General features: G+C 41.5%; 13 protein-coding genes and 1 tRNA gene. 12 read left to right on the plus strand and 2 right to left on the minus strand.

Annotation, left to right across the window (positions count from 1 at the left end; translation table 11 throughout):
* Positions 1-52: 52 nt before the first annotated feature.
* The 5 genes from BW961_RS17715 to BW961_RS17735 all read left to right on the plus strand — a co-directional run bounded on the left by BW961_RS17715 (position 53) and on the right by BW961_RS17735 (position 5021).
* A complete protein-coding gene (locus BW961_RS17715; protein ID WP_170878584.1) occupies positions 53-1072 on the plus strand; it encodes a polyamine ABC transporter substrate-binding protein in 1020 nt (339 codons plus the stop codon).
* A 209-nt stretch (positions 1073-1281) separates the two neighbouring features.
* Positions 1282-2055 (plus strand): DUF2087 domain-containing protein, encoded by a 774-nt coding sequence (locus tag BW961_RS17720; RefSeq protein ID WP_068584675.1) that lies wholly within the window; start codon positions 1282-1284, stop codon positions 2053-2055.
* Between the two features lie 124 nt (positions 2056-2179).
* Positions 2180-2587 carry a GIY-YIG nuclease family protein gene (locus tag BW961_RS17725; RefSeq protein ID WP_068584585.1) on the plus strand — a complete coding sequence of 136 codons (408 nt, stop codon included), beginning with the start codon at positions 2180-2182 and terminating at the stop codon, positions 2585-2587.
* Positions 2588-2709: 122 nt separating this feature from the next.
* Positions 2710-3813 (plus strand): PdaC/SigV domain-containing protein, encoded by a 1104-nt coding sequence (locus BW961_RS17730; protein ID WP_068584578.1) that lies wholly within the window; start codon positions 2710-2712, stop codon positions 3811-3813.
* A gap of 125 nt (positions 3814-3938) precedes the next feature.
* Positions 3939-5021 (plus strand): PdaC/SigV domain-containing protein, encoded by a 1083-nt coding sequence (locus BW961_RS17735; protein WP_068584576.1) that lies wholly within the window; start codon positions 3939-3941, stop codon positions 5019-5021.
* Positions 5022-5086: 65 nt separating this feature from the next.
* Here BW961_RS17735 and clpP read toward each other — a convergent pair whose 3' ends face one another.
* Together clpP and BW961_RS17745 are read right to left on the minus strand one after the other, a co-directional pair.
* Positions 5087-5686, minus strand: a complete 600-nt coding sequence (clpP, locus tag BW961_RS17740; protein WP_068584573.1) for an ATP-dependent Clp endopeptidase proteolytic subunit ClpP — start codon at positions 5684-5686, stop codon at positions 5087-5089.
* A 187-nt stretch (positions 5687-5873) separates the two neighbouring features.
* Positions 5874-5948: transfer RNA gene (locus BW961_RS17745), tRNA-Arg, on the minus strand.
* 258 nt (positions 5949-6206) lie between these two features.
* On the opposite strand from BW961_RS17745, the gene BW961_RS17750 reads away from it, so the two are divergent.
* The 7 genes from BW961_RS17750 (at position 6207) to secG (ending at position 13940) form a co-directional block, all read left to right on the plus strand.
* A complete protein-coding gene (locus BW961_RS17750; protein WP_068584569.1) occupies positions 6207-7256 on the plus strand; it encodes a sugar-binding transcriptional regulator in 1050 nt (349 codons plus the stop codon).
* A gap of 98 nt (positions 7257-7354) precedes the next feature.
* Complete coding sequence (gene gap, locus BW961_RS17755; RefSeq protein ID WP_068584567.1) at positions 7355-8365, plus strand: type I glyceraldehyde-3-phosphate dehydrogenase; 1011 nt, start codon at positions 7355-7357, stop codon at positions 8363-8365.
* A 207-nt stretch (positions 8366-8572) separates the two neighbouring features.
* Positions 8573-9754: a phosphoglycerate kinase gene (locus BW961_RS17760; RefSeq protein ID WP_068584564.1), complete on the plus strand. Its 1182-nt coding sequence runs from the start codon at positions 8573-8575 to the stop codon at positions 9752-9754.
* A 107-nt stretch (positions 9755-9861) separates the two neighbouring features.
* On the plus strand, positions 9862-10614 hold the full coding sequence (gene tpiA, locus BW961_RS17765; RefSeq protein WP_068584561.1) for a triose-phosphate isomerase: 753 nt from the start codon (positions 9862-9864) through the stop codon (positions 10612-10614).
* Position 10615: 1 nt separating this feature from the next.
* Positions 10616-12160, plus strand: coding sequence for a 2,3-bisphosphoglycerate-independent phosphoglycerate mutase (gene gpmI / locus BW961_RS17770; RefSeq protein WP_068584557.1), 1545 nt, complete (start codon positions 10616-10618; stop codon positions 12158-12160).
* A 49-nt stretch (positions 12161-12209) separates the two neighbouring features.
* Positions 12210-13496, plus strand: a complete 1287-nt coding sequence (gene eno / locus BW961_RS17775) for a phosphopyruvate hydratase (RefSeq protein ID WP_068584554.1) — start codon at positions 12210-12212, stop codon at positions 13494-13496.
* A 213-nt stretch (positions 13497-13709) separates the two neighbouring features.
* Positions 13710-13940, plus strand: a complete 231-nt coding sequence (gene secG, locus BW961_RS17780; RefSeq protein WP_068533328.1) for a preprotein translocase subunit SecG — start codon at positions 13710-13712, stop codon at positions 13938-13940.
* Position 13941: the final 1 nt, after the last annotated feature.

The following is a 13941-nucleotide window of genomic DNA, read 5'->3' on the forward strand; positions in this document are numbered from 1 at the left end:
TGTGACGAAAGAGAGGAGATACGTAACTGTGAAAAGAACTGGATTGTTAAGTATGCTAGGAGTAGGCGTGTTGGCCATTTCTCTGTTGGCTGGTTGTTCTTCTAAGGAGAAGTTGCATATTTACAGTTGGGCGGATAATTTCAATGAAACGGTAATATCAGATTTCGAGAAAGAGTTCAATGTGGACGTAACCTATGATATTTTTGCAAACAATGAGGACCTTTTAGCTAAGATTAAAGCTGGAGGCGGAGGTTATGATCTGATCCAACCTTCTGATTATATGGTGGAGACGATGATCAAGAACAATCTGCTTGAACCACTGGATAAGAATAATATCCCCAATTACACAAACATTGCGGATACATTCAAAGATCCAACGTTCGATCCAGGCAATAAATATTCCATTGTCTATACTTCTGGTGTAACCGGAATTGCATATAACAAGAAATATATTAAAGACCCAATCGATAGTTGGGAAGATCTATGGAATCCAGCTTACAAGGGCAAAGTATTGCTATTGGATGACAACCGTGAAATGATCGGTATGGCTCTTAAGAAACATGGTTTCTCTAACAGTACGACTAATCAAACGGAGATTAAAACTGCCGTAGATGATCTTAAGAAATTACTTCCGAACGTGCTTGCTTTTGATACGGATACAATTAAACAAAAAATGATTCAAGAAGAAGGTTGGATCAGCACAGTATGGTCCGGGGATGCCGCGTATATTGTGAAAGACAATCCTGATATTGCCTATGTGGTACCAAAAGAAGGCGCAACGATATTCTCTGATAACTACGCCATCCCTAAAGGGGCTAAGAACAAAGCGTTAGCAGAGAAATTTATTAATTATATGTTAGATCCTAAAGTAAGTGCAGCGAATTATGAAGCGATTGGATATAGTGATCCAAATACTAAGGCTATGGAGTTCCATAGTGAAACATACCGCAATAATACAATGATTAATCTCTCTGCGGATGAATTAAATCGAGTAGAGTGGTTAAGTGATGTAGGCGATAGCCTACAATTCTATGACCGTTATTGGACAGAATTGAAAAGTGGACGGGAATAATATCCTAATCCTATCCGCCTAAATTGCTAGTAAGGTAAGGGATACACAGAAAGCAGTTCGAAGCTACAATCGTAGCTTTGGACTGCTTTTTTGCTATGTTAAATGGGAATTGGACTCCCGTATACTCTGATGTGTAACTTGAAATAAAACAAACAATAATATATAATGTTTATTAATAAAGCAAACGAAACTGAAGGGTGTCTATGAATATGACTCATTTATCTGAATTGTTCTGGAACGCAAGTATGGAAGAAATGAAGCAAGGATACGTGTTCGATCAAGAGCACGAGGTGTATGAATGTTTGGTCTGCGGCAAACGTTATGAGAAAGGCATTATCTATCAGGATGAGGGCGTATTATACGAAGCTGAGAAGTATGTGCGTCGTCATATTGCGAGTGAGCATACGTCGATGGTGGACTTTTTACTGGGACTCGATAAGAAATGGACTGGGTTAACGGAGTTACAACGAACGTTACTGAACTATTTTCAAATGGGACTCAGCGATCAAGAGATCGTTAAAGAATTAGATGGCGGAAGTTCCTCTACTATTCGTAATCATCGGTTTACATTACGGGAGAAGATGAAGCAAGCGAAGGTGTTTCTGTCCATTATGGAACTTGTAGAGGAGCGGTCGAGTCATAAGAGCAAGTATATTCACATTCATGATTCCCCTTCCTTACTGGATGAGCGGCATGCCATTACGGAACAAGAGAACGAAGAGATTCTCAAGATCTATTTCAATCAAGGCTTAGATGGCCCGTTAAAGGAGTTCCCGAAGAAGGAGAAGCGTAGAATTGTTATTATGCGATATCTCACGAAATTATTTGATGTTCAAAAGCACTATTCGGAGAAAGAGGTCAATGAAATCTTGAAAGCGCGCCTAGATGACTATGTCACATTAAGACGTTATTTGATCGAATATGGATTTATGGACCGAGAAGCAGATGGTAGTCGCTATTGGGTGAAAAGTAAAGCGAAATAGACTGAACTAAAGTACGTCAATTTCATCTTTAGCTCAATCTATGTAAATAGACTGAACTAAAGTTCAATTTCACCTTTAGTTCAGTCTATACAAATAACAAATGAAGTTATAGGAGTGAAGGATAATGGATCAACAAAGACGTAAACAGTTAGTCAACGAGTATCAACAGCTACCACGCAAGATAGGTGTGTTTCAGATTTGTAATTTGGTGAATGGTAAGGTGTGGATTGGAAGTAGCTTGAATTTACATGGAGCGCTGAATAAAGAGGTATTTATACTAAACATGGGGAATCATGATTGTGTACCCTTGCAGAAGGAATGGAAGGAATATGGTGAACAACAATTTAAGTTGGAAATATTGGAGCAACTGAAGCTAGAAGAAGGTGAATCTCTTATTGGGATGATCCCTTTGAACGTACCTGTAAACCATCCAACGAATAAAAAATATCGAAATGAATTAGTGGAGTTAGAGCAGAAGTGGCTAGATAAGTTGGAGCCTTATGGAGACAAGGGTTACCACACGCGCGCGTAGTACCCGTCTTGTGCAGATAACTAGCGACAATACTGTTACTCGGATGTTACCTTATTCATTTCCTAATTCGATATACTATGAGTGGAATACCATTATTTAGTCGTCGGAGGGATTACTTAGAAATGAATAAGGTAATGAAATATAGTGCAGCCGTATTAGTGGTAGGTGTTCTTGTAACTAGTATTGGTTTTACAGGACAGACATCAGCCTTTGCGGGACCGGCACCGATCACGAAGAACACTGTACAGCAGACATCTGTACTTCTGAAATGGAAGGATAAGACGATATCTCAAAAAGGATTGATTAGTCAGGGGAGTACATTGATTCCTGTAACTGTGCTGAGAGATCAACTTGGGCTACCTTTATCATATAATCAGGCAACGAGAACATATAGCCTGGGTACTGGATATAGACAATTAAATATAGCTGTCACTGAATATGGCATAGACACCAGAATCAATGACTACTATGTGAATGACTACTATGTGAATGAGTACGAAGTGAAGAATATCGGGGACAGGTTGTATGTTCCGTTTAAATTAGTGAGTGACTATTTAGGGGTTCAAGGCGTGTGGAATCCGTCATTAAAGTCTTTGAGTATGACTCCTAGAGTGGAGAATGACGTTGTGATCACAGCAGAGTCAGTCGACACGAAGACTAAGGATGCATCATTTCTTCTGCAGTACCCTGTCATCGGTGGGCTTGTGAGTACGGATGCGGAGAAAGAGATTAATTCTGTATTAGAGAAGATCAAGAAGGAGTTCGTTGATGCATCTAATGTGCAGGCTGCGAATAGAGATGGTTCTGTTGAGCATCCTTATGAATTCCTGCAAAATTATCTCGTGACCTATAATCAGAATGGCTTGTTAAGCCTTGTAATGAATCAGTATAGTTACACAGGTGGAGCACATGGTATGAACAATCGCATAGGATTAACATTCTCATTGAAAGACGGGAAGCTACTTTCGCTCGATGATCTTTTGAAAGATAAGAATTCTACGTACAAAGTAACACTAGATAAATTCGTATTGAAGAGTTTACAGGAATTCGAGGGTTATTATAGTGAATTTAAAGGACTTGATGCGAATGCTTCATATTATCTCAAAACAAGTGGGTTAGCGTTGTTCTTCCAACAGTATGAATATGCACCTTATGCTGCAGGCAATCCGACCTTTGTCATCCCGTATGATCAGGTATTACCGAAAGGGACGCACCTCTTCGAATAGTATTCATTAATCTTGTTCCCCCGAAATCTGTGGGAGCAAGGTTTTTTTTGAAAAAATGTTTATGTTTCGATGTCCTCTGTTTGGGTAATACCATTAATTGGGTTGTAATGAAGGGAGTGTTAGTTATGAATAGAGTATTGAAATATAGCATTTCAGCAATGCTGGCAGGCTTCCTAATAACAAGCTTTGGATATATAGGACAGGCCACAGTCTTTGCGGCACCAACGACGAAGAACACGGCGGAACAGACATCGGTTATTTTGAAATGGAAGGGTAAGACGGTATCCCAAAAGGGGTTGATTAATCAGGGGAATACTCTCATACCGGTGACTGTACTGAGAGACCAGCTAAGGATAGCTTTATCTTATAATCCAGGAACAAGAACCTACAGCCTTGGCAGTGGATATAAACAGTTAAATATGGATGTATCTGAATATGGGGTAAATGCAAACGTTAATAACTATTATATTTACGATTACGAAGTGAAGAATATTGGCGGCAAGATCTACATCCCTTTCAAACTAATAAGCGACTATTTGGGAGTACAGGGTGTATGGGATCCATCTCTGAAGTCCTTAAGTATGACACTGAGAGTTGAGAATGATATTAAAATTGCAACGGAGCTATTAGAAACGAAGACGAAGGATACATTATTCCTGATGCGTTATCCTACCGTTAGTGGATTAGGGAATAAAGAGGCTGAGAAGAACATCAACGCTGTGTTGGAGAAGTACAAGACTCAGTTTATAGAAGATTCGAAAGAACAGGAGAAGAAGAGAGATAGTTCTGTCGATTACATGTACCAAGCTTTTCAGAATTTTGTCGTAACCTACAATGAGAATGACGTGTTAAGCCTAGCCGTAGATCAGTACAGCTATACTGGAGGAGCCCACGATAGTACCATTCGAACAGGGTTTACTTTTTCATTGAAGGATGGGAAGGTAATTACATTAGAGGATCTATTGAAAGAGAAAAATCCCAATTACAAATTGGAGTTAGACAAACTCGTAGAGAAGAATCTAAAAGACATCAATGGCTATTATGGGCAATTTAAAGGCCTTGATACTGACGCGGACTACTATCTCAAACCAGATGGGCTAGCGGTGTTCTTTCAACAGTATGAACATACACCGTATGCTGTGGGCATTCCAACGTTCTTGATTCCGTATAATCAGGTGTTGCCGAAAGGGACTAGCCTTTTTAAATAGATTTCTTTCTGAAAATACAAAAAAACCTTGCCCCTAATATATAGGAGTAAGGTTTTTTGAATTAATTATTTACTATCTAATGCTAACGGACGCTCGATTACTTTGTCGATGATACCATAGGATGCAGCATCTGCAGCGCTCATGAAGTAATCACGATCAGTGTCCTTCTCAATACGCTCAAGCGGTTGTCCTGTACGTTCGGACAAAATTTTGTTCAACTTATCACGCATTTTGAGAATGCGACGCGCACGAATCTCGATATCTGATGCTTGACCTTGCGCACCACCCAAAGGTTGGTGAATCATGATCTCACTGTTTGGTAGAGCGAAACGTTTGCCAATAGCACCAGCGTTCAACAAGAATGCACCCATTGAAGCGGCCATACCTACGCAGATGGTGGATACATCTGGTTTAATATATTGCATCGTATCGAATATCGCCATTCCGGCTGTAATCGATCCACCAGGACTGTTTACATATAAGGAGATATCCTTCTCCGGATCTTCAGCAGCTAGGAATAACAATTGTGCGATGATGGAATTGGCAACGACATCATTAACATCAGAGCCCAAGAAAATGATGCGATCTTTCAAAAGTCTAGAATAGATGTCATATGCGCGTTCGCCGCGGTTGCTTTGTTCAACGACCATAGGAATGAAACCCACGTTGAAAACCTCCCTTTAATAGCTAAATTATAACCTTTATTATACATACGATTACCGTATTTACCACATGATAAACATTTTAAATCAAAAAGTCAAAGAAAGTCAAACTCAAGACAAAAAAAAGAGCCATGATTGGCTTTTGATGGTTTGGTTAATAATATAGTAGTTAGCTATTGTAAAATATAAATGGTGCGCCCGCGAGGAATTGAACCTCGATCTCAGGCTTCGGAGGCCTACGTCATATCCATTTGACCACGGGCGCAAAATCAATAGCAAGAATTATTATATGATATCTATGGCAGAATAGCAAGGGATATCAATGTCCACCTTCTATAAGTAGGCTTATGAATCAGGTATGGCATGGGTGGACGAGCTATGATGTATAAGAAAATAAGTCGTTGTAAAATATACTCATGGAACACTTGCAACAGGAGCAAATATTGAGTAGAATGGTAGTGGGACATAAAAAGTTCTTATGGGACATTTTAAGGCCATTGAGAATATAGCAGGAGTGGAGAGCGTGCGAAATTTATTGGAAATACAAAAGCAGCTTCTACCTGATCTCATGGAAATACTCAAGACAAGGTATAGCATTCTTCACCGCATCATGTTGTGTGATATGATCGGTCGCAGAACACTTGCTGTATCGCTCCATATGACGGAACGCGTGTTGCGTGCCGAGACGGACCTGTTGAAATCACAAGGATTGATTGAGATTGAGAGCAAGGGTATGAGAATAAGTGATGCAGGTAAGAAATTGCTTGAGTCGCTTGAACCCATCGCTAAGAATCTATTCGGACTCGCTGATTTGGAAGAGAAAATTCGTCAAGCCTATGGACTGCGTAAAGTAGTGATTGTGCCTGGTGATTCAGAAGTATCATCGTTATCCAAGCGAGAGCTGGGGCGTGCAGGAGCGAAAGCGCTGCTTAGCGTCATGGGTGATGAAGATATAATCGCGGTTACAGGAGGTTCTACACTTGCTGCAGTGGCTGAGCAATTGACGCAACCGTCATCTGCTCACGTTAAACGGACTTGGTTCGTGCCTGCCCGTGGAGGGTTGGGAGAGAGCATGGAGTTCCAAGCGAACACCATTGCCTCAACGATGGCTAAGAGTGTAGGCGCCCAATATCGATTATTACATCTACCTGACTTGCTCAGCGAAGATGCTTATCAATCACTTGTCCAAGATGTTAACATTCAGGAAATTGTGCAGATTATCAGACAGTCGCGAATTATTGTACACGGTATTGGTGATGCCATGGAAATGACACGTCGTAGAAAGCTTGATTCGGCTACTGTTGAAGCGATTAGGACCGATGGTGCTATCGCAGAGTCCTTTGGTTATTATTTCAATGACGAGGGTGCTATAGTTCACAAGATGATGATTCTAGGTCTTCGACTGGAGGATATCAAGAAGACTGAAATTGTGATCGGGATTGCAGGCGGTAAGAGTAAAGCCAGAGCAATACACGCCGTTCTCAAGTTCGGTCAGGAAGATATACTCGTTACAGATGAAGCTTGCGCCCTGGAAATTGAGAGAGAGATGGAAGAAAAGGCTCTCACAACTTAGAATATTAATATTTTTTACCGAAGTATGATGTTGTTGTCACGACAGGCTTAATAACCCGTCTTGAATAAATAAAAACGAATTCTGGGAGGAACTATTAAATGACTATTAAAGTTGGTATTAATGGATTTGGACGTATTGGTCGCCTTGCATTTCGCCGTATTCAAGCTGTGGAAGGTATCGAAGTAGTTGCTATTAATGACTTGACAGACGCTAAAATGTTAGCTCATCTTTTAAAATATGATACAACACAAGGTCGCTTTGACGGTGACGTTGAAGTACATGACGGATTCTTCAAAGTTAACGGAAAAGAAGTTAAGGTTCTAGCTAACCGTAACCCTGAAGAATTGCCTTGGGGAGAGCTTGGCGTAGAAATCGTTCTTGAATGTACTGGATTCTTCGTATCTCAAGAAGCAGCTGAGAAGCATTTGAAAGGCGGCGCTAAAAAAGTCGTTATCTCTGCTCCAGCTACTGGCGACGTTAAGACAATTGTATATAACGTTAACCATGACATCCTTGATGGTACTGAAACAGTTATTTCTGGTGCTTCTTGCACAACGAACTGTCTTGCACCAATGGCTAAAACATTGCAAGATCAATTCGGAATTGTTTCCGGTTTGATGACTACAATTCACGCTTACACTGGTGACCAAAATACATTGGATGCTCCACACAACAAAGGTGACTTCCGTCGTGCTCGTGCAGCAGCTGAGAACATCATCCCTAACACAACTGGTGCTGCTAAAGCAATCGGCCTAGTTATTCCTGAACTTAAAGGTAAATTGGATGGTGCAGCTCAACGTGTTCCAGTTGCAACTGGTTCATTGACTGAATTGATCACTGTTCTTGATAAAAAAGTAACTGTTGATGAAGTTAACGCAGCTATGAAAGCAGCTTCTGATTCCGAAACTTACGGTTACACAGAAGACGAAATCGTTTCTTCTGACATCAAAGGTATTACTTTCGGTTCCTTGTTTGATGCAACTCAAACAAAAGTATTGACTGTTGGTGACCAACAATTGGTTAAGACTGTTGCTTGGTATGATAATGAAATGTCCTACACAGCACAACTTGTTCGTACGTTGGAGCACTTCGCTAAATTGGCTAAGTAATACAGCCAAAGACAGCAAATTTAAAGAGCGGAAACGGGTAATATGGTTTCCGCTCTTTCTACAATAATGAAATAGAATTTCAAATTTAAGATAATGTGCGTTGGATAACGGTTACGCTCTTACTTGGCGTTAAGCCGTAGTTGTTTTGAAATGTTATTCCTTGGATTCCAATCGATAAAAATATAATGGGTGTGGGGGAACGTGGAGATGAATAAAAAGAGTGTACGTGATGTAGAAGTTAATGGGTTAAGAGTATTTGTTCGTGTCGATTTCAATGTGCCGCTCGAAGATGGTAAAATTACCGATGATACACGTATTCGTGAAACGCTACCAACGATTAACTACTTGGTAGAACGCGGAGCTAAGGTTATTTTGGCAAGTCATATGGGACGTCCAAAGGGAGAAGTCGTAGAATCTATGCGCTTGACTCCTGCTGCTGAGCGTCTGTCTGAATTGCTTGGTAAGAAGGTTATCAAAGCGGATGAGGCTGTAGGCGAAGCTGTTAAGGCCCAAATTGCTGGAATGACTAATGGTGACGTATTGTTGCTTGAGAACGTGCGGTTCTATCCTGGAGAAGAGAAGAATGACACTGAACTAGCGAAACAATTTGCTGAACTAGCAGACTTGTTCGTGAATGACGCTTTCGGCGCCGCTCACCGTGCGCATGCTTCTACTGAAGGTATCGCTCACATTTTACCAGCGGTATCTGGACTATTGATGGAAAAAGAATTGTCCGTGCTTGGTAAAGCATTCTCCACACCTGAACGTCCTTTCACTGCAATCGTTGGGGGATCTAAGGTTAAAGATAAAATTGACGTAATCAATAACTTACTCAACCTTGCTGATAATGTTCTTATCGGTGGCGGATTGGCTTACACGTTCTTTAAAGCACAAGGGCATGAGATTGGTCTATCCCTATGTGATGATTCTAAGCTTGATACTGCGCTAGGATTCATCGCGAAAGCGAAAGAACTTGGTAAGAACTTTATGCTTCCGGTCGATATCGTTATTGCTGACGATTTCAGCGCGGATGCAAATGTTCAAATCGTTGATATCGATAGCATTCCTGTAGGTTGGGAAGGCGTGGACATCGGACCAAAAACACGTGCTTTGTATGCTGAAGTCATCAAGAACTCCAAATTGGTTGTATGGAATGGACCAATGGGCGTATTTGAATTGGAGCCATTCGCGAATGGTACTCGTCAAGTAGCACAGGCTTGTGCTGATACAGACGCTTACACAATTATTGGTGGTGGCGATTCTGCTGCAGCTGCTGAGAAGTTCCATCTTGCTGACAAGATGAATCACATCTCTACAGGTGGTGGAGCATCTCTTGAATTTATGGAAGGTAAGGCCCTTCCTGGTGTTGAAGCATTGAACAATAAATAAATCCTCATTGTTCATTTATGAATGGCGGGTGATTCAATCGAGTACGTACGACGAGGTTGAATCATTCGTCAGATATATATGTGAAGAGGCTAAAAGGAGTGGATAGCATGAGAACGCCTATCATTGCAGGTAACTGGAAAATGTTCAAAACTGTTCCAGAAGCTAAATCGTTTATTGAAGAAATTAAAGGTAAAGCAGAAGTAGCAGGTGTAGAGAGCGTGATCTGTGCTCCCTTCACGAATCTTCCAGCATTGGTGGAAGCTGTTAAGGGAACTGCTATTAAAATCGGTGCACAAAACTTACATTTCGAAGATGATGGCGCTTATACAGGTGAAATCAGCGGAATTATGTTGAAAGATCTAGGCGTAGACTATGTCATTATTGGTCACTCCGAACGTCGTGCATATTTTGCTGAATCCGATGAAATCGTAAATAAGAAAGCACATGCTGCTTTCAAACATGGTATTACACCTATCATCTGTGTTGGTGAGAAGTTAGAAGAACGTGAAGCTGACCAGACTAAGGCTGTATGTAAAGTACAGACTGAAGGTGCTTTGAAAGGTTTGACTGCTGAACAAGTAGCTCAAACGGTTATCGCTTATGAACCAATCTGGGCTATTGGTACAGGTAAATCTTCTACAGCACAAGATGCTAATGAAGTTATTTCCTATATCCGTGAACTAGTAAAAGGTTTGTATGGAGAGAGCGTATCAGACGCTGTCCGCATCCAATATGGCGGTAGTGTGAAGCCTGAGAATGTGGTAGAATATATGGGCCAAAGCGACATTGACGGCGCATTAGTCGGCGGTGCTAGCTTGCAACCAACTTCATTCGTACAGCTAGTTGAGGGGGCGAAGTAAGATGCCAGCACCAAGACCGGTAGCCTTAATCATTATGGATGGTTTCGGGCTGCGTAATACGCAAGAAGGAAACGCTGTGGCACAAGCCAAGAAACCTAACTATGATCGGTTGATGAGCCAATATCCTAATTCAACACTCATTGCCTGTGGCGAAGAGGTTGGACTGCCTGTAGGACAGATGGGGAACTCAGAGGTGGGTCATCTTAATATTGGTGCAGGCCGTATCGTCTATCAGGACTTGACTCGTATTTCCAAATCCATCCGTGATGGTGAGTTCTATGAGAATCCGACCTTGGTTGAAGCTGTACGCTCTGCCAAGAATAATAATAAGAAGTTCCATATCTATGGTCTCTTGTCGGATGGCGGAGTACACAGCCACATAGAACACGTATTTGCGATGTTGGATTTGGCGAAGAAGGAAGGCTTGGATGAAGTATATATTCATGCATTCCTAGATGGTCGTGACGTTTCTCCTGACTCAGGTAAGCATTTCGTTGAACAATTGAATGCTAAGATTGAGGAAGTTGGGATCGGTACGATCGCAACAGTACAAGGTCGCTATTATGCTATGGACCGTGATAAACGTTGGGAACGCGTTGAGAAATCATACCGTGCCATCGTTTATGGAGATGGACCAAAGTATACGGATCCTCTTCAAGCCGTAACGGAGTCATACACGAAGTCAGTCTTTGATGAATTTGTAGAACCTACCGTGATTGTTAATGAGCAAGGGAACCCTGTGGGTACGGTTGAGAGTGGAGATTCTATTGTATTCTTGAACTTCCGTCCAGACCGTGCCATTCAATTGTCTCAAGTATTCACGAATAAGGACTTCCGCGGTTTCGATCGTGGAGATAAATTCCCAGAGAACTTACACTTTGTATGTCTGACGATGTTTAGTGAAACGGTTGAAGGGTACGTTGCGTATGAACCGAAGAACCTGGATAACACACTCGGGGAAGTATTGGTACAGAACAACAAGAAACAACTACGTATTGCCGAGACAGAGAAATATCCACATGTCACCTTCTTTTTCAGTGGTGGACGTGATACGGAACTGCCAGGTGAGACTCGTATTCTCATAAATTCACCTAAAGTAGCTACATATGATCTGCAACCAGAGATGAGTGCATATGAAGTGGCTGATGCATGTGTGAAAGAGATCGAGGCGGAGAACCACGATGCTATTATTCTTAACTTTGCTAACCCTGATATGGTTGGACACTCAGGTATGCTTGAGCCAACGATCAAGGCAGTTGAAGTGACGGATGAGTGTATGGGTAGAGTTGTAGATGCTGTCATTGCTAAAGGCGGGGTAGCGATTATTATGGCTGACCACGGTAACGCTGATATGGTATTTGATGAGCAAGGACGCCCATTTACTGCGCATACTACGAATCCAGTACCGTTCATTCTAACAGCATCCGATGTTGTGTTGCGTGACGGAGGTATTTTGGCAGATGTTGCACCGACGATCTTAGATCTAATGCAATTATCACAACCTGCTGAAATGACTGGATTATCCATGATTGCTAGTCGTAAATAAAGATATAACAAGGTTTCATAAATATTGTACAAAAAAGGAGATTAAATACATGACTATTATTTCTGACGTTTACGCTCGCGAAGTCCTAGATTCTCGCGGTAACCCAACAGTTGAGGTTGAAGTTTATTTGGAATCAGGCGGTCTTGGCCGTGCAATCGTTCCTTCCGGTGCTTCCACTGGAGCTCATGAAGCAGTAGAACTACGTGATGGCGACAAATCTCGTTACCTTGGTAAAGGTGTATTGACAGCTGTGAAGAACGTAAATGACATCATTGCTCCTGAAGTTATTGGTATGGATGCATTGGATCAACTAGGTATCGACAAAATGATGATCGCTCTAGACGGAACACATAACAAAGGTAAATTGGGTGCTAATGCTATTCTAGCGGTATCCATGGCTGTAGCTCGCGCTGCTGCTGATGCTTTGGATCTACCACTTTATGTGTACCTTGGCGGATTCAACGCTAAACAATTGCCAGTTCCAATGATGAACATCGTTAATGGTGGCGAACATGCTGACAACAACGTTGACGTACAAGAATTCATGATCTTGCCAGTAGGAGCTCCTTCATTCAAAGAAGCGCTTCGTACAGGTGCTGAAATCTTCCACAGCTTGAAAGGTGTTCTACAAGCTAAAGGATTGAACACAGCTGTAGGTGATGAAGGTGGATTCGCTCCTAACTTCACATCCAATGAAGAAGCATTGTCCACAATCATGGAAGCGATCGAAAAAGCTGGTTACAAACCAGGTGTTGACGTATTCCTAGGTATGGACGTAGCTTCTACTGAGTTCTACAAAGATGGTAAATATAATTTAGCAGGTGAAGGTAAATCCTACACTTCCGCAGAATTCGTTGACCTACTTGTATCATGGGCTGACAAATACCCAATCATCACCATCGAAGATGGATGTTCTGAAGATGACTGGGAAGGTTGGAAATTGCTTAGTGAGAAATTGGGAGACAGAATCCAACTTGTTGGAGATGACTTGTTCGTAACGAACACTGACCGTCTTGGTAAAGGTATCGAAGAAGGTATTGGTAACTCTATCTTGATCAAAGTTAACCAAATCGGTACATTGACTGAAACGTTTGACGCAATTGAAATGGCTAAGCGCGCTGGTTACACAGCTGTTATCTCTCACCGTTCAGGTGAATCAGAAGATAGCACAATCGCTGACATCGCAGTTGCAACAAATGCAGGTCAGATCAAAACAGGTGCTCCTTCACGTACAGACCGTGTTGCTAAGTACAACCAATTGCTTCGCATCGAAGATCAATTGGGTGAATTGGCTCAATACAACGGTATGAAATCTTTCTACAACTTAAAGAAATAATTTAAACATAGATAAAAGCCAGTTCGGGTGTACACCGACTGGCTTTTTTGTATTATTAGAATCGTTCTACTTGAGTGGTTCCAGTGTCGAACAGACAATCTTGTCAAATATAGGTTGGATGTGGTACAATAAGAATGCTGTTTTCCGTAAATAATGAACAATTTTCTTCTTGGAATCCAAGAGAATGTTCGACACGTTTAGGAGGTGGAATGAATGGAACTCTTTTTACAAGTATTGCTCGTCATTTTCTCCATTGGTTTGATCACGGTGGTTCTTTTACAAAAAGGGAAAAGTGCAGGTCTTTCCGGCGCCATCTCCGGCGGTGCTGAACATCTTTTTGGTAAAAGTAAAGCTCGCGGTATGGACTTAGTCCTTCAACGTGTAACGGTTGCTTTAGCGGCAGGATTCTTTATCCTTGCTATCGCTGTAGCTGTTGTTAGCTAAT

Source organism: Paenibacillus macquariensis, from assembly GCF_900156375.1.
GTDB classification, from domain to species: domain Bacteria; phylum Bacillota; class Bacilli; order Paenibacillales; family Paenibacillaceae; genus Paenibacillus_AQ; species Paenibacillus_AQ macquariensis.

Excerpts from the sequence above, each read along its gene's own strand:
- BW961_RS17715 (WP_170878584.1), top strand. The coding sequence starts at position 53 with ATGCTAGGAGTAGGCGTGTTGGCCATTTCTCTGTTGGCTGGTTGTTCT.
- BW961_RS17735 (WP_068584576.1), top strand. The coding sequence starts at position 3,939 with ATGAATAGAGTATTGAAATATAGCATTTCAGCAATGCTGGCAGGCTTC.
- BW961_RS17720 (WP_068584675.1), top strand. The coding sequence starts at position 1,282 with ATGACTCATTTATCTGAATTGTTCTGGAACGCAAGTATGGAAGAAATG.
- BW961_RS17725 (WP_068584585.1), top strand. The coding sequence starts at position 2,180 with ATGGATCAACAAAGACGTAAACAGTTAGTCAACGAGTATCAACAGCTA.
- eno (WP_068584554.1), top strand. The coding sequence starts at position 12,210 with ATGACTATTATTTCTGACGTTTACGCTCGCGAAGTCCTAGATTCTCGC.
- BW961_RS17730 (WP_068584578.1), top strand. The coding sequence starts at position 2,710 with ATGAATAAGGTAATGAAATATAGTGCAGCCGTATTAGTGGTAGGTGTT.
- gpmI (WP_068584557.1), top strand. The coding sequence starts at position 10,616 with ATGCCAGCACCAAGACCGGTAGCCTTAATCATTATGGATGGTTTCGGG.
- BW961_RS17760 (WP_068584564.1), top strand. The coding sequence starts at position 8,573 with ATGAATAAAAAGAGTGTACGTGATGTAGAAGTTAATGGGTTAAGAGTA.
- gap (WP_068584567.1), top strand. The coding sequence starts at position 7,355 with ATGACTATTAAAGTTGGTATTAATGGATTTGGACGTATTGGTCGCCTT.
- tpiA (WP_068584561.1), top strand. The coding sequence starts at position 9,862 with ATGAGAACGCCTATCATTGCAGGTAACTGGAAAATGTTCAAAACTGTT.
- secG (WP_068533328.1), top strand. The coding sequence starts at position 13,710 with ATGGAACTCTTTTTACAAGTATTGCTCGTCATTTTCTCCATTGGTTTG.